At 59.5% G+C, this 19,097-nt stretch carries 21 protein-coding genes; 5 read left to right on the top strand and 16 right to left on the bottom strand.

Annotated elements, in window-relative coordinates; translation table 11 throughout:
- Positions 1 to 2: 2 nt before the first annotated feature.
- The gene (locus tag KZO34_RS06740; protein WP_219474805.1) at positions 3 to 1,133 is read right to left on the bottom strand and encodes a multifunctional CCA tRNA nucleotidyl transferase/2'3'-cyclic phosphodiesterase/2'nucleotidase/phosphatase; all 1,131 of its coding nucleotides are present in this window, start codon (positions 1,131 to 1,133) and stop codon (positions 3 to 5) included.
- A gap of 139 nt (positions 1,134 to 1,272) precedes the next feature.
- On the bottom strand, positions 1,273 to 2,574 hold the full coding sequence (traF, locus tag KZO34_RS06735; protein WP_219474801.1) for a conjugal transfer protein TraF: 1,302 nt from the start codon (positions 2,572 to 2,574) through the stop codon (positions 1,273 to 1,275).
- A 258-nt stretch (positions 2,575 to 2,832) separates the two neighbouring features.
- Between traF and KZO34_RS06730 the strand changes: the two genes are divergently transcribed.
- Entirely contained in the window at positions 2,833 to 3,369 is a 537-nt protein-coding gene (locus KZO34_RS06730) for an LPP20 family lipoprotein (RefSeq protein ID WP_219474798.1), read from the top strand.
- A 27-nt stretch (positions 3,370 to 3,396) separates the two neighbouring features.
- Positions 3,397 to 4,608 (top strand): flagellar assembly protein T N-terminal domain-containing protein, encoded by a 1,212-nt coding sequence (locus tag KZO34_RS06725; RefSeq protein WP_219474795.1) that lies wholly within the window; start codon positions 3,397 to 3,399, stop codon positions 4,606 to 4,608.
- 29 nt (positions 4,609 to 4,637) lie between these two features.
- Here KZO34_RS06725 and KZO34_RS06720 read toward each other — a convergent pair whose 3' ends face one another.
- The 9 genes from KZO34_RS06720 to trhP form a co-directional block, all read right to left on the bottom strand.
- Positions 4,638 to 5,096, bottom strand: a complete 459-nt coding sequence (locus tag KZO34_RS06720; RefSeq protein WP_219474792.1) for a SufE family protein — start codon at positions 5,094 to 5,096, stop codon at positions 4,638 to 4,640.
- Positions 5,096 to 5,638, bottom strand: coding sequence for a putative Fe-S cluster assembly protein SufT (gene sufT / locus KZO34_RS06715; protein ID WP_219474790.1), 543 nt, complete (start codon positions 5,636 to 5,638; stop codon positions 5,096 to 5,098). The genes KZO34_RS06720 and sufT overlap by 1 nt, the downstream gene beginning before the upstream one ends.
- Positions 5,639 to 5,696: 58 nt before the next feature.
- A complete protein-coding gene (locus KZO34_RS06710) occupies positions 5,697 to 6,050 on the bottom strand; it encodes a HesB/IscA family protein (RefSeq protein WP_219474787.1) in 354 nt (117 codons plus the stop codon).
- Between the two features lie 13 nt (positions 6,051 to 6,063).
- Positions 6,064 to 7,317, bottom strand: coding sequence for an aminotransferase class V-fold PLP-dependent enzyme (locus tag KZO34_RS06705; protein WP_219474783.1), 1,254 nt, complete (start codon positions 7,315 to 7,317; stop codon positions 6,064 to 6,066).
- A 6-nt stretch (positions 7,318 to 7,323) separates the two neighbouring features.
- Positions 7,324 to 8,610, bottom strand: coding sequence for a Fe-S cluster assembly protein SufD (gene sufD, locus KZO34_RS06700; RefSeq protein ID WP_219474780.1), 1,287 nt, complete (start codon positions 8,608 to 8,610; stop codon positions 7,324 to 7,326).
- A 12-nt stretch (positions 8,611 to 8,622) separates the two neighbouring features.
- Positions 8,623 to 9,396, bottom strand: coding sequence for a Fe-S cluster assembly ATPase SufC (sufC, locus tag KZO34_RS06695; RefSeq protein ID WP_219474778.1), 774 nt, complete (start codon positions 9,394 to 9,396; stop codon positions 8,623 to 8,625).
- A gap of 66 nt (positions 9,397 to 9,462) precedes the next feature.
- The gene (sufB, locus tag KZO34_RS06690) at positions 9,463 to 10,911 is read right to left on the bottom strand and encodes a Fe-S cluster assembly protein SufB (protein WP_219474774.1); all 1,449 of its coding nucleotides are present in this window, start codon (positions 10,909 to 10,911) and stop codon (positions 9,463 to 9,465) included.
- A 350-nt stretch (positions 10,912 to 11,261) separates the two neighbouring features.
- A complete protein-coding gene (locus tag KZO34_RS06685; RefSeq protein WP_219474771.1) occupies positions 11,262 to 11,705 on the bottom strand; it encodes a hypothetical protein in 444 nt (147 codons plus the stop codon).
- 3 nt (positions 11,706 to 11,708) lie between these two features.
- Positions 11,709 to 13,028, bottom strand: coding sequence for a prephenate-dependent tRNA uridine(34) hydroxylase TrhP (gene trhP, locus KZO34_RS06680; RefSeq protein WP_219474767.1), 1,320 nt, complete (start codon positions 13,026 to 13,028; stop codon positions 11,709 to 11,711).
- Positions 13,029 to 13,218: 190 nt separating this feature from the next.
- Here trhP and KZO34_RS06675 point away from each other — a divergent pair, with 190 nt between their 5' ends.
- Positions 13,219 to 13,575, top strand: a complete 357-nt coding sequence (locus tag KZO34_RS06675; protein ID WP_219474764.1) for a helix-turn-helix transcriptional regulator — start codon at positions 13,219 to 13,221, stop codon at positions 13,573 to 13,575.
- Here KZO34_RS06675 and fabB read toward each other — a convergent pair.
- Positions 13,562 to 14,773: a beta-ketoacyl-ACP synthase I gene (gene fabB, locus KZO34_RS06670; RefSeq protein ID WP_219474761.1), complete on the bottom strand. Its 1,212-nt coding sequence runs from the start codon at positions 14,771 to 14,773 to the stop codon at positions 13,562 to 13,564. The genes KZO34_RS06675 and fabB overlap by 14 nt on opposite strands.
- Before the next feature lie 11 nt (positions 14,774 to 14,784).
- Positions 14,785 to 15,294, bottom strand: coding sequence for a bifunctional 3-hydroxydecanoyl-ACP dehydratase/trans-2-decenoyl-ACP isomerase (gene fabA, locus KZO34_RS06665; RefSeq protein WP_219474758.1), 510 nt, complete (start codon positions 15,292 to 15,294; stop codon positions 14,785 to 14,787).
- 187 nt (positions 15,295 to 15,481) lie between these two features.
- On the opposite strand from fabA, the gene KZO34_RS06660 reads away from it, so the two are divergent.
- Complete coding sequence (locus KZO34_RS06660; RefSeq protein ID WP_219474754.1) at positions 15,482 to 16,006, top strand: SRPBCC family protein; 525 nt, start codon at positions 15,482 to 15,484, stop codon at positions 16,004 to 16,006.
- Positions 16,007 to 16,030: 24 nt separating this feature from the next.
- Here KZO34_RS06660 and KZO34_RS06655 read toward each other — a convergent pair whose 3' ends face one another.
- The gene (locus tag KZO34_RS06655) at positions 16,031 to 17,215 is read right to left on the bottom strand and encodes an NnrS family protein (protein WP_219474752.1); all 1,185 of its coding nucleotides are present in this window, start codon (positions 17,213 to 17,215) and stop codon (positions 16,031 to 16,033) included.
- Positions 17,216 to 17,341: 126 nt separating this feature from the next.
- Here KZO34_RS06655 and KZO34_RS06650 point away from each other — a divergent pair, with 126 nt between their 5' ends.
- Positions 17,342 to 17,719: a SirB2 family protein gene (locus KZO34_RS06650; protein ID WP_219474750.1), complete on the top strand. Its 378-nt coding sequence runs from the start codon at positions 17,342 to 17,344 to the stop codon at positions 17,717 to 17,719.
- 4 nt (positions 17,720 to 17,723) lie between these two features.
- Here KZO34_RS06650 and KZO34_RS06645 read toward each other — a convergent pair whose 3' ends face one another.
- Together KZO34_RS06645 and KZO34_RS06640 are read right to left on the bottom strand one after the other, a co-directional pair.
- Positions 17,724 to 18,545: an ion transporter gene (locus KZO34_RS06645; RefSeq protein WP_219474747.1), complete on the bottom strand. Its 822-nt coding sequence runs from the start codon at positions 18,543 to 18,545 to the stop codon at positions 17,724 to 17,726.
- An 88-nt stretch (positions 18,546 to 18,633) separates the two neighbouring features.
- Positions 18,634 to 19,089 carry an EVE domain-containing protein gene (locus KZO34_RS06640; protein ID WP_219474745.1) on the bottom strand — a complete coding sequence of 152 codons (456 nt, stop codon included), beginning with the start codon at positions 19,087 to 19,089 and terminating at the stop codon, positions 18,634 to 18,636.
- Positions 19,090 to 19,097 lie beyond the last annotated feature (8 nt).

Here is a 19,097-nt window from a genome sequence, read left to right as displayed (position 1 = left end):
CCTCAGTTGGAAGAGTGGGACAGTGCCTGCTCTATACGACGCAGGCGCTCATGGCGGATTGCTTCGCCCAGTGCCTTGCCCTTGAATCCCTCAGCCATCAGCGTTCTCGGCTCTACGCCGGATGCGCAATTGGCACTCTGTTCCAGCAGTTGGAGGGTAGGCTGGTCCGATTTCGGCAGGGCGCAGGCCAACACCTTCAGCAGCGCCGCAAATCGTTCCGGACGGCGCCAGAGGTCAGCTGCGTCAAGTAACGAAAGCAGGTTCTCGGCCGAGATTAGGCCGGTACCGGTGGCGTCCGGATGACGGATGGCCGGGATGAACTCCGCCACAAGGCAGGCCAGATTCTGGCAGTCGTTCGGCGCTTTGAGCGCGGCCATGCGCCGCTCGCAGTCAGGCTTGGGGACCGGAGACATGAGTGCGGCAACGCGTTCTTCGGTTGAGCCCTGCTCGCCATGGCTGCAGCGAAGCGCTGCCATGGCCTGCTCGAACCGGCCTTCCTGTGTCAGTTCCGGTATCAGGCTGGCGAGCGCGCCACAGTCCCTCAGCACTTCGAAGAAGGCAACTGGCTCCTGTTCATGGAGGGCCCGCTGGAACTCCTGCCACACCCGTTCGGCCACGAGATGGTCCACTTCTCCGTATGCCACCATCCGGCGCATCAGGGCCATGGTTTCCTCGCACACCCGGAAGCCCAGGGGCTGGAACCGGGCGGCAAATCTGGCGGTTCTGAGAATCCGCAGGGGGTCTTCGGAAAACGCCTCGGAAACGTGGCGCAACAGGCGCTTGTCGATATCCTGCCGGCCGTGGAACGGGTCGATGATCTGGCCCTGTTCGCTTCTGGCCATGGCATTGATGGTGAGGTCGCGACGCTTGAGATCCTCCTCCAGGGTGACATCGGGCGCGCTGTAAACGCTGAAGCCGTGATAGCCGTGGCCCTGCTTGCGCTCAGTACGGGCCAGGGCATATTCCTCGCGGGTACCGGGGTGTAAGAAGACCGGGAAATCCGCGCCCACCTGTTTGAAGCCCCGATCCAGCATCTTGTCGGGAGTGGCCCCGACAACGACCCAGTCCCGATCCTTGACCTCCAGACCCAGCAGTTCATCACGGACAGCGCCACCAACCAGATAGGTTTGCATGAACGGGTAGTTTCCTCTCAAGTAGTCAATCCGGGGATTATCCGGCTCCTGAAGGGGAGAGGCAAACCAGAGGCGGCAGACACAGAAAAAGCCCGGCCGGTCAAAACCGGGCGGGCTTTGTTGACCACACTGTGCGGGGTCAGAATTCGGTGCCGAACTCCAGGGCCGCGCCCACGTCGGCGTCGCTGTAGAGTGCGCCCAGATCCATGCGCACGCCCATCAGGTTCAGACCAAAACCGGCTGTAAACTGGGTCTCTTCCTCAATGCCGTCGTTGTTGTCATTGCTGGCCAGGTTGTGGCGCACCCCGACCCGCAACTGGGCATAACGGTAGGCATCGAATTCCGCACCCAGGGCCAGCCACTGGGTGTCGTCCTCGTAGCCGAAGGCCTCTTTCTTGGTCAGGTCGAGCTCGGCGGTGATGACGTGGTACTCGCTGTTGTGGGCGATACCCGCGGTAACCATGGGGTCGAGTTTCAGGGTGTACTGCTGCTCAAGGGCCGGCTTGCTCCGGGCAGAATCCAGTTCCATCGGGATCAGGTTCTTGACGGTCAGTCCGGCGTTCCACTGGCGATCCTCGCCAAACCGGTAGGCAGCGCCGATGTCGACGTTAAAACCGCTCTTGTCGGTCTGGTTTTCATCGGCGTCGAAGTCGTCGTCTTCAAACCCGGAAACCGTTTCGGTGTACTGGAACGTGCGAAGTTCCACAAGCTTGGGCGACAGGCCGAGCTGGAATCGGTCGCCGTTGTTCAGCTCAAACTGCCGGGCGAAACTGATGCCCACTTCTCCGACCGCCGAGGCCAGAATCCGTCCCCGGGAGTCCAGTTGAAGGCTGCCATCGGTATTGGTCACATTATCGAGGGCGTTGTCGACATCCTGTGCCGTGGCCGCGCTGGCAACCGCGTCGAGCAGGGCTTCGTCATTGTCATCGAGTTCGCCACGAACCGTGGCGGTCAGGTTGGCGTTGGTGAAGAAACCAACGGAGATCGTTTTGCTGGGTATCGCCAGGGCCAGGCCCAGCCCGGCGTTGACCCGCACGGTATCCTGATCAAAGTTCACCAGACGATCACGGAGGTCCGCGGCGCTGTCCTGGATGCTCTGGGGATCGTCGGTATTCGGGTCGAAACCGGAGATCGCCGATTCAAACTGGTCGATCACATCCTGAATGTCATCGACCTGATCAATGGTTTCTTCCTCGTCCGCTGCCCGGGCATTTACCGACGGCAGTATCAGGCCGAAATCGTCTGACCAGTCGTGATGGTTGCCTGCCATCATGGCCGGATTCGTGGCCGCTGCGTCAGCGGGGTGGGCGGTCGCCACACCGGTGCCACCCATTGCGAATGAGCGGGCCGACATGAATTGCTGGGGGCTGGCCAGCACGGAGGCAGAGGCCACAGACAGGCCAATGGCCAGGGACAGTTTGGTCAGGCGGTTGTTATGCATTTATGAAGTGTCCTGTTACGAGAGCGGGCAATAATGCTGATAAATGTCTTGGAAATAAGAGGTTAGAGCAGAACCCGGGGCGAAGCATGACCTAAGCGGTAACGGTTTGTTTTCGATATGTAAACGGAGGCAGTTTTTTGCCGCTCCGGAATCCGGGGTTGGGATGTGATGGTTTGTGGGCAGGAATATCAGTGGCTTAGGGAAACTGGCGTGAATCTTTCATGGCGATCCGGAAATGATGTTTTTCGGAGAGTGGAAATGAACCTTCGCAGGATAGTTGTTCCCGTTCTTGCCCTGGCACTCGGCGCGTGTGCGTCGAATGGCGGGTATCAGGATGCGGATCAGCGTGACGCCCAACTGGAACCGATTACCGTTCGGGTCAGCGGCTTCGGCACCTATGAGGATGCCTCCAGGGACCGCCTGAACACCCGCAAACGACTGTTGGCCAGGCGGGCGTCGCAGCTTGATGCCTATCGCAATCTTGCCGAGCGTGTGTACGGGACGGTCATTTACGGCAGCTCCACGGTGAATGACTTTGTCCTGCGCAATGACACCTTCCGTACCTATGTCGACAGCTACATTCGCGGCGCCAAAATGGTGGCAGTGAACGAGCACAGCGACGGCGTGGTTGAAACCGTGATGGAACTGAAACTGGAGCCGAGGTTCCGCGCCTGTGTGTCGAAGGTCGCGGATGATCAGGTCCAGGATTTGTGCCCGATCCCCATGCCACGGGATAACGACAGCATCGGCGACGTCCAGAGTAAGGGTGTCGACTCTCTGTACTATCTTGACTGATCCGCAGGCATTTTGAGGCTTTATTTCATGGTGCTATTCAGGGTACTACGATGCATTCTGTTGGCGACGGTACTGGCTTTTACCGGCACTGTTCACGCCATTGTGCTTGAGGGCGTCGGCCACGGCACCATTGTCCATGGGGATGTGGAGTCGGCGCGCGCCGATGCCCGTCAGGCAGCCCTGCGGGACCTTGCCCTGCAGTACGAAGCCCGGGTCAGTACCCGGGATACCATGGAGAATGGTGTGGTCACTGAATCCCGCATGCAGGTCGCTGCCAATGCCCGGGCCCGCAATGCCCGCGTGGTGGACGAGTATCAGAGCGGTAATCTGTTGCGGGTAACCGTGCGCGCGGACATGTCCGAGGGCCGGGGTGGCCGTTGCGCGGCCGGCGAGGCGGTCAGCCTGAGAAAACGGGTGGCAATCACGGGATTCCCTGTGCTGTATCCGGACCAGGCCCGCATCGGTCGCATTGATGACGCCGGCGAGATCTTGCCGCAGCAACTCCAGGATCGGCTGCGGGCTAGCAATGAGTTGCAGGTCTTTGGCGCAACCACCACCCGGATGTTCGACGATCTGCTGAATGCCCCGACGGTCCAGCAGGGTGATAACCGGTTGACCAACGTGCTTCAGCTCGCCCGCGAGTTGGGTGTGCAATTTGTGGTGACCGGGGTCATACGTGATCTCGGAGTCGCCGATCCCTCGGCCTGGGGCACGTCGGTGCTGGACCGGATGCAGCGGGGTATTGGTGCGGTCGATCAGAATCGGCGTTTTGTGGTGGACCTGATGATCTTTGACGGGTTCAGTGGTTCGCCGGTATTCCAGCAACAGTTTTCCACGACGGCCGAGTGGGACGCCGGGCCCGGGGCATCGGATGGATTCGGTTCAGCGGGATTCCAGCATACGGCCTACGGTGAGGCGGTGAACGGCGTGCTGGATCAGATGGTTCGTGAAGTCAGTGGTGCGTTGGCGTGCCAGCCGTTCATGACCCGCGTGACCCGTGTCGACGGCAATACCGTGACCCTGGCCTCCGGGGCGACGGCCGGACTCCGCCCGGGTGATGAACTGCACCTGTATCGGAGTGCCCGTTACTTTGATTCCCTGGGCGGCACCCCGGAACTCCGGGATGCGAAGTTGTCGGTAACGCTTAACAATGTGCACCCGGACTTCAGTAACGGTCGCATGCCGACGATCGGCAATCAGGTAAATATCCAGCGGGACGACATCGCCATCGTCTGGTGATGTCGGGCCGGAGAGGAGCGGCTGGTCCGTCAGGCCGCTTCGGCAGCGGCGATGTCGCGAATCTTGCCAACCATTGCCCGCAGGCCGTTGCCGCGGGTCGGAGAGATGTGGCGGAACAGGTCCAGGCTTTCGAACAGCTCGTCGATGTCCGTGGTCAGCAGTTCTCTCGGGGATTTCCCGTTTAGTGCCACCAGGATGATCGCCGCAAGCCCGCGGACAATCATCGCATCCGAATCGATCAGCAGATACAGTTTTCCGGTGTCTTCATCGAAGTAGTGGATCAGCCAGACCTGACTCTGGCAGCCATGCACGTAATTCTCTTCCACGCGGGCTTCATCCGGGAACGCCGGCAGTTGTTTGCCCAGATCGATGATATACGCGTAGCGCTCTTCCCAGTCGTCGAGAAAGTCGAAGGCGTCGGTCACATCGTCAAGGGTTGTTTCGGTGCCCAGCGGGTTGTTCTTGAAGTCCTGTTCGCTAGCGGTCATTACAGCATTCCCAGTTCAAGCTTGGCTTCGTCGGTGAGCATGTCGTTGCTCCACGGCGGGTCAAAGGTCAGGTCCACGGTTACCTTGTCCACATTGGGGACGTGTTCGACCTTGCGCTGGACGTCCTCACAGATCACCGGACCCATGCCGCAACCGGCGGCCGTCAGGGTCATCTTGATGTAGACATGGTTGCCGTCTTCGGTGCCATTGTTGATCTGGCACTCGTAGATCAGGCCCAGATCCACCACGTTGACCGGAATTTCCGGATCGTAGCAGTTGCGCAGCGCTTCCCACACCTGGTTCTCGTTGACACTCCCATCTTCGGGCGTCTCGAAGCTGCTTTCCAGGGGTTGTTTGCCGAGCGCATCGGCGTCGTGGCCTTCGATGCGGGCCAGGTTGCCGTTGACTGCCACTGTGAAGGTGCCGCCCAGTGACTGTGTGATGGTCACAAAGGTATCCGCCGGGATCATGATTTCGGTTCCGGCAGGAACAAGGCGGGCTTCCACCTCACGTTTGGTCAGGACCACTTCCCGTTCTTGCATGCCCAGACTGGCCTCGCTGTTATCTGTTGTCTACCTGAGAGCTGCTGTTCAGCACGGCTCAGGCAACGGTGAAACTTTCTCCGCAGCCACACTCGGCGGTGGCATTCGGATTGCGGAACTGAAAGAGGGAGTTCACGCCCTCGGTCACGAAATCGATCTCGATGCCGTTGACCAGGGGCAGGTGTTCCTCTTTGACAAACACGTCGACGCCATCAATGTGGAAGACCCTGTCGTCGGAAGCGACTTCCTCGACCCACTGGGTCTCGTATTTGAAACCGGAGCAGCCACTTTTCTTGATAGCCAGCCGGATGCCCTTGGCCTCCGGCTTCTTGTCGAGTTGCTTGCGCACGTGCTTGACGGCGCTGGGTGTCATGGTGACGGCGACCGTCGGGGTGAAGACTTCGGCTGTCATAATTCCACCTCCATCAGGCAAACAGGCGCTGGACTTTCTGCAGGGCGGCGAACAATTGTTCCACCTCGTCCAAAGTATTGTAGAACGCAAAGGAGGCCCGGGCAGTACCGGGAACTCCATAAAAATCCATCAACGGCATGGCGCAGTGATGGCCGGTACGAATGGCGATGCCCTGCTGGTCCAGCAGCGTACCAATGTCACTGGGGTGCAGACCGGCAATTTTAAAGGACATGACCGGCACTTTCTGTTTCGCGGTACCAATGATTTCCATGCCCGGTACCGTCTCGACCAGCTGGTTGGCGCGCTCAAGCAGGGCGGTTTCCGCAGCCTCCATCGCGTGCCGGTCCAGGCGACCCAGGTAATCAATGGCGGCGCCGAGGCCGACCGCCTCGGCAATGGCGGGCGTTCCGGCTTCGAATTTGTAGGGCAGGGTGTTCCAGGTAGTGCGTTCGAAGGACACCCGCTCAATCATCTCGCCGCCGCCCTGATACGGCGGCATTTCCTCCAGCAACTGGGCCTTGCCGTAGAGCACGCCAATGCCGGTGGGGCCGAACAGCTTGTGGGACGAGAACACGTAAAAGTCGCATCCCAGCGCCTGTACGTCCGGTTGATAGTGGGGAACCGCCTGGGCGCCGTCCACCAGGGTGAGAATGCCGTGGGCCTTGGCCTGTTCGATCAATGCCGCGATCGGGTTCACGGTACCCAGAACGTTGGAGACGTGGGTGATCGCAAAGATCCGGGTTCGCTCATTCAGCAGGCTGGTGAAGGACTCCAGATCCAGCTCGCCATCCGGCGTGATCTGGATCGGCACCACTTTCGCGCCGGTGCGCTCGGCGAGCATCTGCCAGGGCACGATATTGGCGTGATGTTCCATCTGGCTGACCAGGATCTCATCGCCGGGCTTCAGGCGATTGGCCAGGCCGTTGGCGACCAGGTTGATGGCCTCGGTGGTGCCTCGGGTCCAGATGATTTCCCGGGTGCTGTCCGCGTTCAGGAAGTCGCGAACGGTTTCCCGGGCACCTTCGAACGCTGCCGTTGCCCGGTCCCCCAGGGTATGCGCACCCCGGTGCACGTTGGAGTGCATTTCCCGGTAATAACGGTCCATGGCATCCAGCACCGCCAGCGGCTTCTGGGCCGATGCGCCATTGTCCAGATACACCAGGGGCTTCCCGTTCACCTGTTGTGACAGGATGGGGAAGTCCCGGCGTATCGCTTCAACGTCGAACGCCGGCTTATTGGCTGCGTTTGCCACGGAGAGATCGGTCATAACCGGTTACGCCTCCTCGAAGGTCTGGTCGAAGAACTGGTTCAGCCGCGTTTGTGCGGTGTCGCGAACTGCTTCCACCGGAATCTGTTCGACCAGCTCATTGATAAAGGCCATGGTCAACAGCACGTTGGCCTGGCGCCGACCGATACCGCGAGAGACCAGATAGAACAGGGAGATTTCATCCAGCTGGCCGATGGTGGCGCCGTGGGCGCACTTCACATCATCCGCGTAGATCTCAAGCTCCGGCTTGGTATCGATCTCTGCTCCGTTGGACAGCAGCAGGTTTTTGTTGTTCATATCGGCATTGGACTTCTGGGCGTCCTGATGGATATGAATGCGACCATTGAAGACCGCGTGAGACTGGTCGGCCGCAATGTTGCGGTAGGTCTCTTCGCTGTTGCAGTGGGCCGCGACATGCTCGATGTTGGTGTGGTTGTCGTAGTGCTGTTTGCCCTGGGTGACGACCACCCCGTTAAGCTTGCACTCCGCGCCTTCACCTTCCAGGCGAACCTGCAGGTCGTGGCGGCGCAGGGGGCCACCGAAACCGACGCAGTGACTCTCGAAGCGGGAGCTGCGTTGCTGGCGAACGCCGGTAGCGCCGATGTGCTGCACGTTTTCACCTTCCATGTTCAGGCGCACGCTGGTGACGTTGGCGCCGTCGGCCAGGTTGAATTCCGTGACCGTGTTGACCATCACGGCTTCCGAGCCGCTGGAAATATACTCCTCAACCAGGGTGATCTGGCTGTGCCGGCCGGCGTCGACAAAGATTCTCGGAAACGCAGAACCGCTCGCGCTTGCTGTGACTTCATGGACAATAAACAGCGGCTGATCGAGAACCGCGTCCGGCTTCAGGCGGATCAGCAGGCCATCCTCGAAGCGGGCCGAGTTCAGACGGGCCATTTGCACGGCCTTGTTGTCCAGGGTGCTGTCCAGACGGTCAGCCAATTCGGTCGCTTCCTCGTCGGAAAGGTCGCCGAAATTCTGAATGGAGATGCCGTCGAGATCCGGATACTCGCTCGCCTCCGGCATCATGACGCCATTCAGGAATACCACCTTGTAACCGGGCACCGCGAGGCTGCTGCCGGCCTTACCTTCGGCTGGCAGGGAAATAGCCATGTCGTCGGTCAGCTTCAGGTACTTGCTGGAGTACTTCCAGTTTTCCGTCTTCCGCGTTGGCAGCGGCATGTCGACCAGCGCAGTGCCACGCTGCTTGCGCAGGGCAAGCAGCGGCTCCGGCAGGGATTGTCCGGCCGGGTGCAGAAACGCGGTGGAAAGAGTTGGTGCGGGTTTCATTCCACGGTCTCCTTAGTTGGCTGAACTGTCGGCAGTTTCTTCATCGTTGATGCCCAGCCAGCCGTAGCCGCGCTCTTCCAGTTCCAGGGCCAGTTCACGGCCGCCGGACTTGATGATCTTGCCGCCTGCCAGTACGTGCACGTGATCGGGAACGATGTGGTTAAGCAGGCGCTGGTAGTGGGTCACCATGAGGATGGCGCGATCTTCCGAGCGCAGGGCGTTGACGCCGTCGGACACTACCTTGAGGGCGTCGATGTCGAGGCCTGAGTCGGTTTCATCCAGGATGGCCAGTTTGGGTTGCAGCAACAGCGCCTGAAGAATCTCGTTGCGTTTTTTCTCACCGCCGGAGAAGCCTTCGTTGACGCCCCGCTTGAGGAAGGCCGGGTCAAGGTCGACCTGCGTGGACACTTCCTTCGCCAGCTTCATAAACTCTGCCGCGTTCATTTCCGGCTCGCCCTTGTGGGCGCGCATGGCATTCACCGCGGTGCGCAGGAACTGAAGGTTGCTGACGCCAGGAATTTCCACCGGGTACTGGAATGCCAGGAAGATACCCTCGCGCGCCCGCTCTTCGGTTTCCAGGTCAAGAAGGTTCTCGCCGTTAAGGTTGACTTCGCCGCTGGTGACTTCAAATGCCTCGTTGCCTGCCAGCACCTGGGACAGGGTACTCTTACCCGAGCCGTTCGGGCCCATGATGGCGTGTACTTCCCCGGCCTTGATCTCCAGGTTGATGCCCTTGAGGATTTCTTTGCCCTCAACGGATGCGTGCAGGTTCTTGATGCTCAGCATTTGTCGGGTTCTCTCTTCGTTAATCTGTATGAATTCGTTTGTCAGTGTCCTGGGGCGGCGCTGCGTTTAACCAACCGAGCCTTCGAGGCTTACTTCAAGGAGCTTGCCCGCTTCCACCGCGAACTCCATCGGGAGTTCCTTGAACACCTCTTTGCAGAAGCCGTTAACAATCATGGATACGGCCTGCTCTGGTTCGATTCCGCGTTGACGGCAAAGGAACATCTGCTCGTCACTGACCTTGGAGGTGGTCGCCTCGTGCTCAACGATGGCGGACTTGTTCTTGCTCTCAATGTAGGGGAACGTGTGGGCCCCACAGCGATCACCGATCAGCAGGGAGTCGCACTGGGTAAAGTTGCGGGCCCCCTCGGCGCCCGGGCCGAACTTGACCAGGCCGCGGTAGGCATTGGAGCTCTTGCCGGCTGAAATCCCTTTGGAAATGATGGTGCTGGACGTGTTCTTGCCCAGGTGGATCATTTTGGTGCCGGTGTCGGCTTGCTGGAAATTGTTGGTCAGTGCGACGGAATAAAACTCACCCACACTGTTCTCACCGCGCAGAACGCAGCTTGGGTATTTCCAGGTGACTGCTGAACCGGTCTCGACCTGGGTCCAGGAAATCTTGGAATTCTTGCCGATGCAGGCGCCGCGCTTGGTCACAAAGTTGAAGATGCCGCCCTTGCCTTCTTCATCGCCCGGGTACCAGTTCTGCACCGTGGAGTACTTGATCTGGGCATCGTCCAGTGCCACCAGTTCAACCACGGCTGCATGCAGCTGGTTTTCGTCGCGCATGGGCGCGGTGCAGCCTTCGAGGTAGCTGACGTAGCTGCTGTCCTCGGCGATGATCAGCGTGCGCTCGAACTGGCCGGTATTGGCGGCGTTGATCCGGAAATAGGTGGACAGTTCCATGGGGCAGCGCACGCCCTTGGGAACGTACACGAATGTGCCGTCGGAGAAGACCGCGGAGTTCAGTCCGGCAAAGAAGTTGTCGCCGGCAGGGACCACGGAACCCAGGTATTTCTTAACCAGCTCCGGGTAGTCCTGAATCGCTTCAGAAATGGAGCAGAAGATTACGCCGGCCTTGGCCAGCGGCTCCTTGAAGGTGGTGGCAACGGACACGGAATCGAAGACCGCATCCACGGCAACGCCAGCGAGCTTTTCACGCTCATGCAGGGGGATGCCGAGCTTCTCATAGGTCTTCAGAAGTTCCGGATCCACTTCGTCCAGGCTCTGGGGCATGTCTTCTTTACGCTTGGGCGCGGAATAATAGGAAATCGCGTTGTAGTCGATTTTCGGGTAGCCCACATGCGCCCAGTCTGGCTCTTCCATTTCGAGCCAGCGACGATACGCCTTCAGACGCCATTCCAGCATCCACTCCGGTTCCTTCTTGATCCCGGACAGGCGGGCGATTACGTCTTCATTCAGGCCGGGCTCGAACGTGTCGGCTTCGATGTCAGTCACGAAACCGTGTTCGTATTCCCGTTTGATCAGCTCGTTCACCTCTTTGTCGGTGGTCGCCATGATCGTCGCTCCGTATTCTCTCATCACGGGCCTTGTGGCCCTTGGTGTGCCGGCGGCCTGTTCAGTCTGGCCGCCGGGCGGATGTCATCAGTTTGGGTGTTGCAGTGGTCGCTCACTCCGTGAGTACGCCCTGCAATCGGTTTTTGGATGACGGGCAATGTTGGCCGGCTGCTGTTTGCAAACGGAAAAAACCGGCTGAACCCGCTGCTTCTGGCGAGCGATTATACAATACCAGAGTAAATTAGTCAGGTATTAAATTGAGCGCGCGGTGATTATACCGTAATCAGGGTGGGCGGCACCAAGGCAGTGGTTATTGGGCCGATAGGTTTGGTACGACGTTCGACGAATGGCTAATCGGGGGAGTGGTACAGGGCATCCAGTTCCGTCGAGTAGCTGACGCCCATCAGTTTCCACCCGCTCACGTCTGGCTGGTAGTAGGTGAAACGCCAGGCGATGGCGGCGGCCTCGAACTTCTGCAGCCAGGTTTCCCGGGTGAAGTCGCTGGCGATGACTTCCGTGGTCACATGCGAGCTGCCCACCGGTTCGCCGGCCTGTTGCCGAACCTGTTGAAAATAGGTTGCGGCCTCTTTGGCTGATTCGTCGTAGGCGCCGGCGTCAACGCCCAGGAACGGGCGCAGGCTGTTGTACGCGGCGACAACCCGCCCGTTGGCAATCATGTCCATGAACGCGCCGGTTTGCTGCCGGATGGCTTCACGGGTTGAGAGTACCTCGGCAGAGGTCATGGAGCTGGCGATCAACAGCCACGTCAGGGTGAGCGGGATGATTGGGCGCACAAGTCAGGCCTCCGTGTGCAACAGTCTGGTCAGATAGCTGTGATCCAGGTTGGCCGGCAGGCCGTCGGGTCGGGGAATCCGGACGGTATGGCCGCTGCCTGGAGCGCAGTCCACTTTGTTCCCTTTCAGGGTTTCCATGGTCTCGGCGGCAAAGCGGAGATTGCCAGCCGGGGTGACCAGTTCCAGCGGATTTCCCGTTGCGAACCGGTTCTTTACCTCGATGGTCAGCCATTGCCCGTCGTCGTCCCTGATGGCGCCAACGACCTGCTGGGTGCCGAGCGTCGACGAGCCGTGCTCGTAAGCCTGGTATTCACTCGGAGGATGGCGGCGGAGGAAGCCTTCAGTGTAGCCCCGGTTTGACATGGCTTCCAGCTCATCCATCAGGCCCATATCGAAAGGAATACCCTTCGCGGCTTCATCAATAGCGCGGCGGTAGACCTGGGTGGTGCGGGCAACATAATAGGTGCTCTTGGTGCGCCCTTCTATTTTCAGGGAGTGCACGCCCATGGCTGCCAGCTCCGCCACGTGCTGGACCGCACGAAGGTCTTTGGAATTCATGATGTAGGTGCCATGCTCATCTTCATAGGCGGGGATGAAGCCACCCGGGCGGTTGGGTTCCTCCAGAAGAATTTCCCGGGGCGATACCTGCTCAACGGTGTTGTCGGCACTGGTGGGGATGAGGTCGCCGTTCTGATCCTGGTGGTGCCTGACTTCCTTGTAGTTCCATCGGCAGGCGTTGGTGCAGGCGCCCTGATTGGCATCGCGATGGTTCATGTAGCCCGACAGCAGGCAGCGTCCGGAGTAAGCCATGCAGAGCGCGCCATGGACAAACACCTCCAGTTCCATCTCCGGCACTCGCTCCCGGATATCGCGGATCTCGTCGAGCGCCAGTTCGCGGGACAGGATCACACGGCTGATGCCCTGTCGGCGCCAGAACTCAACGGTTGCCCAGTTGACGGCGTTGGCCTGAACCGAGAGGTGGATGGGCTGATCCGGCCACTTCTCGCGCACCAGCATGATCAGTCCGGGGTCGGACATGATCAGAGCGTCGGGTTTCAGGGCAAGCACCGGTTCCAGATCCCTCAGGTAGGTCCGCACCTTGTCGTTATGGGGGGCGATGTTGGACACCAGGTAGAATTGCTTGCCGAGCTCATGGGCTCTCGCTATGCCCGCGCCAAGCGCTGCAACGTCCTTGAAACTATTGTTTCTTACTCTCAGCGAGTACCGTGGTTGTCCGGCATAAACCGCATCGGCGCCGTAGGCGAAAGCTGTTTCGAGGTGGTCCGGGGTGCCGGCGGGAGCGAGCAGTTCAGGGGGGTTCATGATGACTCCGTGGGATCGGTTCGATCGTAATGATGGCCTGGGGCGCAGGCGTGAGTGCGCGCATTTTGCCGCAAACGATCCGGTGCCCCCTTGATCCTACTCAAAGGTATTATTGATTATTTTCAGCTAACAAGTGTACGCTGGGCGCCGTGTCTTGTTGGGCCATATTGTGTTAAGGGAGGAGTTTTGCATGGCATCAGAGCCTCTGAGGCCGGAAGTGGCGCGGGTAAACCTGAGTGCGCGGGTAAGTTCGCTGATCAGCGTTCAGCTCGCTCGAGGTAAGGTGGGCGTGGAGGTTGTGGCGTCTCAGCTGCACATGAGCCGTTACACCCTGCATAAGAAGCTGAAGCGGGAAGGTCTTACGTTTGCGCGTTTGCTGGAAGATGTCCGGCGTAAGCAGGCGCTTACCTACATGCAGGATAAAACCAAGCCGCTGGTTGAAATAGCCGAGCAGCTTGGGTTCTCCGAATTGAGCGCATTCAGCCGGGCGTTCAAGCGCTGGATGGGAACGTCACCGGCTGAATACCGCTCCGTCAGACTTTCCTGAACACCAGTGTCGCGTTGGTGCCGCCAAAGCCGAAGCTGTTGCTCATCACCAGATCCAGATTCTGGTTGTCCATCCGTTCCCGCACGATCGGGTAACCTTCGGCGCCTTCATCCAGATTCTGGATATTAGCCGACGGTGCAATAAAGCCTTCGCGTTGCATGATCAGGCTGTAGATGGCCTCGTGCACACCGGCCGCGCCGAGTGCATGGCCGCACAGGGGTTTGGTCGAACTCAGCGGGGGAATCTTGTCCCCGAAGGTCTCTTTCAGGGCTTTCAGTTCGGTGACGTCCCCGGCAGGCGTGCTGGTGCCGTGGGTGTTCACGTAGCTGATGTCACCTTCGACATTTTTCATGGCCTGCTGCATGCAGCGAATAGCGCCCTCGCCACTGGGGGCCACCATGTCTGCGCCGTCGGACGTGGCGCCGAACCCTACCAGTTCACCCAGAATGGTCGCGCCACGGGCTTCCGCGTGCTCCAGTGCCTCCAGTACGAGGGTTCCGCCGCCGCCGGAGATGACGAATCCGTCCCGGTCCTTGTCGTAGGTGCGGGAGGCGAGTTCCGGCGTTTCGTTGTACTTGGTGGACAACGCACCCATAGCGTCGAACAGCAGGCTGAGGCTCCAGTGAATGTCTTCACCGCCGCCAGCCAGCATAATGTCCTGACGGCCCAGGGCGATCAGGTCGGCGGCATGGCCGATGGCATGGGCGCTGGTGGCACAGGCCGACGTGATGCCGTAATTCACGCCGGTAATGCCAAACGCCGTGGCAATGGAGGCATTGATCGCGCTGCCCATGGTGCGGGGTACCCGGTAGGGGCCAACCCGACGAATGCCTTTTTCCCGGTGAGTATCGATGGCATCCAGCAGTTCCACGGTGGACGCGCCGCCAGTGCCGAAAATGGCGCCCGTGGAGTTGGCCTTGATGTGTTCCTCGCTCAGGCCGGCCTGCTCAATGGCCTCACGGGTGGCCAGGTAGGCGTAGCCGGACGCTGGACACATGAAGCGAAAGAGCTTCCGGTCGATCAATTCCGACAGGTTCAGGTTGATCTGGCCGCAGACGTGGCTGCGCAGACCGTTATCCCGTGCCTCTTCGCTGAACCCGATGCCGGGGCGGGATTCCCTGAGGGACTCGGTGACTTCTTTCTGGTTGGTACCAAGGCTGGAGACGATCCCCATGCCGGTAATTACAACACGACGCATCTTGTTAACTCCTAAAAATCATCGGTGGAGGTGAACATGCCAACCCGAAGGTCTTTGGCGGTATAGATCTCCCGCCCGTCCACTTCCATGCTGCCATCGGCAATGGCCATGGTGAGCTTGCGCTTGATCAGCCTCTTGATGTCCAGGCGGTAAGTCACCCGCTTGGCGGTTGGCAGTACCTGGCCGAAGAACTTGACCTCGCCCGCACCCAGTGCGCGGCCCTTGCCTTCACCGCCGCTCCAGGCCAGGTAGAAGCCTACCAGCTGCCACATCGCGTCCAGACCCAGACAGCCGGGCATCACCGGGTCGTCGACAAAGTGAACCTTGAAGAACCAGAGGTCCGGGTTGATATCGAGCTCCGCGACAAGGCTGCCCTTGCCGTAGGCGCCGTCGTCCGCGCTCACGTGGGTAACGCGATCGACCATCAGCATTTCATCGATGGGCAGGCGCATGGAACCCTTGAAGAGTTCGCCATGCCCGCACTTGATGAGGTCTTCTTTGTCAAAATGATCCGGGTTCATAGTGCCAGTGTCTCTGTTACAGAATGATTTACTCTAACTGTAGCTCGAATCTGGCGAGGAGCTATTGACCTTTAGTGGATGATTGCCGGCGCGCCGACGATTGGACGATTGATAGTCATCAAAGACCGGCACCGGGAGCATTGCTAGTCTGGAGTCAGTTGCGGGTCTAGGCCGTGAGGAGACTGGTATGAATGAAACAGATCTGATCATCCAAGGCGATTTGGAGTTGCGTGATGGCCGGGTGGAAATTCACCTGGAGCGAGAACTCGAGCATTCACCCGCGCGGGTATGGGAGATGTTGACCGATTCCGTTTGCCTCGCTCGCTGGCTGGCGCCGGGAGTGATTCAGTTGCATCCCGGGGGCAGGGTTCAGCTGGATTTCGGCAACAGTGGTACGCCCATCGATTGCCGGCTCCGCGCCTGCGAGCCGCAGCGCCTTCTGGCCTATTCCTGGAGCGCCGGAGATGATCCGGAACGGCCACTCACCTGGATCCTCGATCCCCTGGGCGAATCCTCTGGCGCGACCCGGCTTCGATTGACGGTGTCCCTGCCCAATGACGACCTGGTTCCTATCGCCGGCGCCGGCTGGGATGCCCATCTGGAAATGCTCATGGCCGCGCTTGAGGGCATCAGTATTCATTTTCCGGCTGATCGCTTCCGCCATGCCCGGGAGTTTTTTGCCGACCTGGCCAAAGACAAACTGGCGGCGTGAGGCCGCCAGCTTTTCCTCCTTTGGTCACCCCTCTTTCCCATCCGGTCTGGGCGAGGCCAGGATCCCCGTATAGCGCACTAGGAATAGACCGAAGGCCAATAGCCACAGCAGGGTGCTGATGCCAATGCCCGGATGCCAGGGAATCAGGGTCAGTGCCGTCAGCACGCGGATGGCGGCGGCCAGATGAATGGCCACGAACGCCAGAACCATGCCTCGTGGCAAAATCAGGGGGCGGCCACTGTGACCGAGGGATACCCGGGCAATCACGCCCAGAATGAGGCAACTGACCGCACCGGCTCCGGCGGCGTGGCTCCAGGCGTTGGAGGGCCAGTCTGCCAGGAGGGTGCCGGCCAGTAATGCCAAGGCCACCGGAACCCAGAGAATCGACAGGTGCAGGATCCACAACAATGGTTCTCTGCGGGTAAGCCAGCCCTTCCAGCCGACCAGCCGAACCGCCATCAGGATTGCCGCGCCGATGGCGAGTAAGCCACTGGCGGTTTGCCAGCCCAGAACCAAAGTGGCCATGAGCAGAATCATCGCAACCAGTGACGCCAGGTCGAGGGCGGGCACGATTCTGATGGAGGAGGGATCCAGGCCCTGCTGGCGCATCCAGCCTGAGGAAAATGCCGGCGTGATGCGACCGCCGATGATGCTGATCAGCGCCATGGCCATAATCAGTGCGCCGTAACTGTAGGTCATGTCCAGTTCGAGTACGAACCCGACCTGCATCAGCCACAATAGCCCCAGTACTACCATGATCAACAATTGCCGCTCTTGTCTTGCATGCCAGATGCGCCAGCCCGCATCCAGCATTACCAGGGGCAGGAATGCCAGGTTGACGGTATGGACCAGCCAGTCCGGCAGGCTGCTGCCGAAGGCCAGCAACAGCCGGCCGGCAAGCCAGACGCCCCATAGAGCGACGAGTCTGCTGCCGTGGGTACGAGGGGTCTGGGTCCAGACACAAACGGCAGTCAGCAGAAATCCGGCGATGGCAGCGGACAGGAAACCGAACAGCATCTCGTGCTGGTGCCAGAAAATGCCCGGCATGGCCAGGGGCAGGCTGAGGGCGCCTGTCACCAGCATCACCCAGACCGGAATGACCAGGAGCGCCAGAATGCTCATGGACAGGAAGAAAATGCGGAACGGGTAACTGAATAGCTGGCGGATGCTGGCGGATTCCATTGTGCCTGAGTTAGGAATGGCCTTCATGACTGGGCTCCCGTCAATACATTTATTTTATATGTATGTTGAAGGGTTTTACGTCGAATGAACATACCCCCTACCGGGTACTTGTGCGTACAATGTTGCTACTGCATTGATTTAAAAGGAAGCCTGATGAGTGCGTATCTGATCCTGAAACACCTGCACGTGACCACAGCGTTGATTACGGTCATCCTGTTTGCCGTCCGTTTACTGATGGATCTTGTCGGCAGGCCCGGTTGGCGTCAGACGCCACTGCGCTGGATCCCCCATGCTAATGACACCGTCCTGCTCACGGCGGCCATAGGGCTGGTAATCGTGACGCCATGGATGCCCCTCGTTCACGGCTGGTTGACAGCCAAGGTTGTCCTGCTGATCGGCTATATCTTTGCCGGTGTGTTTGCCCTGAAGCCCAGCCTTGGCATACCAGTTCGGGTAGTTGCCGCCATTCTGGCTCTGGTGCAAGTGGCGGCGATCTTCCATCTGGCGCTGTCCAAGCCGGTCTTTGGCTGAAGACTCAGCGCCGTTCCGATATTTGCCGGGTCAGTTCCTCTAGCTGGGTTTGTACCGACTGGAGCTGACGGGCGATCTCGTCGCGTTCGTCGTGGGCCTTCTGGGCCTCCTCGGCATTCTGTTCCTCGCTCATCACTTCCAGGATGGCCCCGATCATCATGTTCAGGAACACGAACGCGGTTAGGAAGATGAAGGTCAGGTAGTACAGCCAGCTGAGCGGGTACTGCTCCATGGTGGCGTACATGACGTCGGTCCAGTCCTCAAAGGTGGCAACCCGGAACAGGGTCAGCATCGCGATGGCGACATCGCCCCAAAGCTCCGGATCCACTTTCGCGAAGAATATCGCCCCCATGGCGGCGTAGATGTAGAAAATGATGAACATCAGCAGCGCAATGTAGCCCATGCGCGGGATGGCCTTGAGCAGCGAGTTGATCAGGAATCGCAGTTCGGGCACGACGGAAACCAGGCGCAGTACCCGGAAGACTCGCAGCAAACGACCCAGCAGCACCGCCTCCGAATTGTCCAGCGGGATCAGGCTGCCGATGACCACTATGGTGTCGAAAAGGTTCCAGCCGTCGAGCAGAAAACGGCGTTTGGTGGGGCAGGCGGCAAAGCGAAACAGGATCTCGATCAGAAAGAACGCCGTGATGGCATTATCCATCACTGTCAGGCTCTGCTCCACGAACGGGGGCAGATCGTAGGTTTTGGCGCCAATGGTCAGCGCCGACAGGATGATGATGGCAATGACGATGCCCTGGAAGAGCTTGCTGGATTCGATTCGGCGTAGCTGATTGAAACCCGTGGCGGAATTCATTTCCGGGGACATTCTGACACTCCAGATAACTTCGAATGGGGGGATTCTAATGGTCCGGTGGGGCCGGGGGTAGCGTTGTCAGTCGAATTTCATCTTCTTATCAGGCCTGCGCAAGAACAATCTGCCATTCATCCTCACTGACCGGCATAACCGAGAGTCGACTGCCTTTTCGAACCAGTGGCAACTCCTCCAGTCCGGGCAAGGATTTGATCTCGTCCAGAGGGATTAGCCGGGGGAGTTTCCGAACAAATTTCATGTCCACCGCTTGCCACCGAGGCTGGTCCGGGGTGCTCCTGGGATCGTGGTAGGGAGAGGCGGCATGATACTGGGTCGGGTCTGGATAGGCGCCTTTGACCACTCTCACAATACCGGCGATGCCGATGTGTTTGCAGCTGGAATGATAGACAAACACTTCATCGCCTTCCGCCATCTCGCGTAGGAAATTTCTTGCCTGGTAATTACGCACGCCATCCCAGGGAATGCATTTTTCGGGTGCGTCTGCGAAGTCATCGATGCCGCACTCGGAAGGTTCTGTCTTGACCAGCCACTTAGCCATGGATTCCT

This window comes from Marinobacter sp. F4206 (genome assembly GCF_019392195.1).
In the GTDB taxonomy this organism is placed as follows: domain Bacteria; phylum Pseudomonadota; class Gammaproteobacteria; order Pseudomonadales; family Oleiphilaceae; genus Marinobacter.
Note: the sequence above shows the minus strand (reverse complement) of the source record. Positions and strands in the feature narration are given on the sequence as shown.

What these genes read in the sequence shown, in the direction of transcription:
- KZO34_RS06650 (WP_219474750.1), top strand. Translation starts at nt 17,342, where the DNA reads ATGAGTGCGTATCTGATCCTGAAACACCTGCACGTGACCACAGCGTTG.
- KZO34_RS06725 (WP_219474795.1), top strand. Translation starts at nt 3,397, where the DNA reads ATGGTGCTATTCAGGGTACTACGATGCATTCTGTTGGCGACGGTACTG.
- KZO34_RS06730 (WP_219474798.1), top strand. Translation starts at nt 2,833, where the DNA reads ATGAACCTTCGCAGGATAGTTGTTCCCGTTCTTGCCCTGGCACTCGGC.
- fabB (WP_219474761.1), bottom strand. Translation starts at nt 14,773, where the DNA reads ATGCGTCGTGTTGTAATTACCGGCATGGGGATCGTCTCCAGCCTTGGT.
- KZO34_RS06720 (WP_219474792.1), bottom strand. Translation starts at nt 5,096, where the DNA reads ATGACCGCTAGCGAACAGGACTTCAAGAACAACCCGCTGGGCACCGAA.
- KZO34_RS06645 (WP_219474747.1), bottom strand. Translation starts at nt 18,545, where the DNA reads ATGTCCCCGGAAATGAATTCCGCCACGGGTTTCAATCAGCTACGCCGA.
- traF (WP_219474801.1), bottom strand. Translation starts at nt 2,574, where the DNA reads ATGCATAACAACCGCCTGACCAAACTGTCCCTGGCCATTGGCCTGTCT.
- KZO34_RS06660 (WP_219474754.1), top strand. Translation starts at nt 15,482, where the DNA reads ATGAATGAAACAGATCTGATCATCCAAGGCGATTTGGAGTTGCGTGAT.
- KZO34_RS06705 (WP_219474783.1), bottom strand. Translation starts at nt 7,317, where the DNA reads ATGACCGATCTCTCCGTGGCAAACGCAGCCAATAAGCCGGCGTTCGAC.
- KZO34_RS06740 (WP_219474805.1), bottom strand. Translation starts at nt 1,133, where the DNA reads ATGCAAACCTATCTGGTTGGTGGCGCTGTCCGTGATGAACTGCTGGGT.
- sufB (WP_219474774.1), bottom strand. Translation starts at nt 10,911, where the DNA reads ATGGCGACCACCGACAAAGAGGTGAACGAGCTGATCAAACGGGAATAC.
- sufC (WP_219474778.1), bottom strand. Translation starts at nt 9,396, where the DNA reads ATGCTGAGCATCAAGAACCTGCACGCATCCGTTGAGGGCAAAGAAATC.
- KZO34_RS06640 (WP_219474745.1), bottom strand. Translation starts at nt 19,089, where the DNA reads ATGGCTAAGTGGCTGGTCAAGACAGAACCTTCCGAGTGCGGCATCGAT.
- KZO34_RS06710 (WP_219474787.1), bottom strand. Translation starts at nt 6,050, where the DNA reads ATGACAGCCGAAGTCTTCACCCCGACGGTCGCCGTCACCATGACACCC.
- sufD (WP_219474780.1), bottom strand. Translation starts at nt 8,610, where the DNA reads ATGAAACCCGCACCAACTCTTTCCACCGCGTTTCTGCACCCGGCCGGA.
- sufT (WP_219474790.1), bottom strand. Translation starts at nt 5,638, where the DNA reads ATGCAAGAACGGGAAGTGGTCCTGACCAAACGTGAGGTGGAAGCCCGC.
- KZO34_RS06655 (WP_219474752.1), bottom strand. Translation starts at nt 17,215, where the DNA reads ATGAAGGCCATTCCTAACTCAGGCACAATGGAATCCGCCAGCATCCGC.
- KZO34_RS06675 (WP_219474764.1), top strand. Translation starts at nt 13,219, where the DNA reads ATGGCATCAGAGCCTCTGAGGCCGGAAGTGGCGCGGGTAAACCTGAGT.
- trhP (WP_219474767.1), bottom strand. Translation starts at nt 13,028, where the DNA reads ATGAACCCCCCTGAACTGCTCGCTCCCGCCGGCACCCCGGACCACCTC.
- fabA (WP_219474758.1), bottom strand. Translation starts at nt 15,294, where the DNA reads ATGAACCCGGATCATTTTGACAAAGAAGACCTCATCAAGTGCGGGCAT.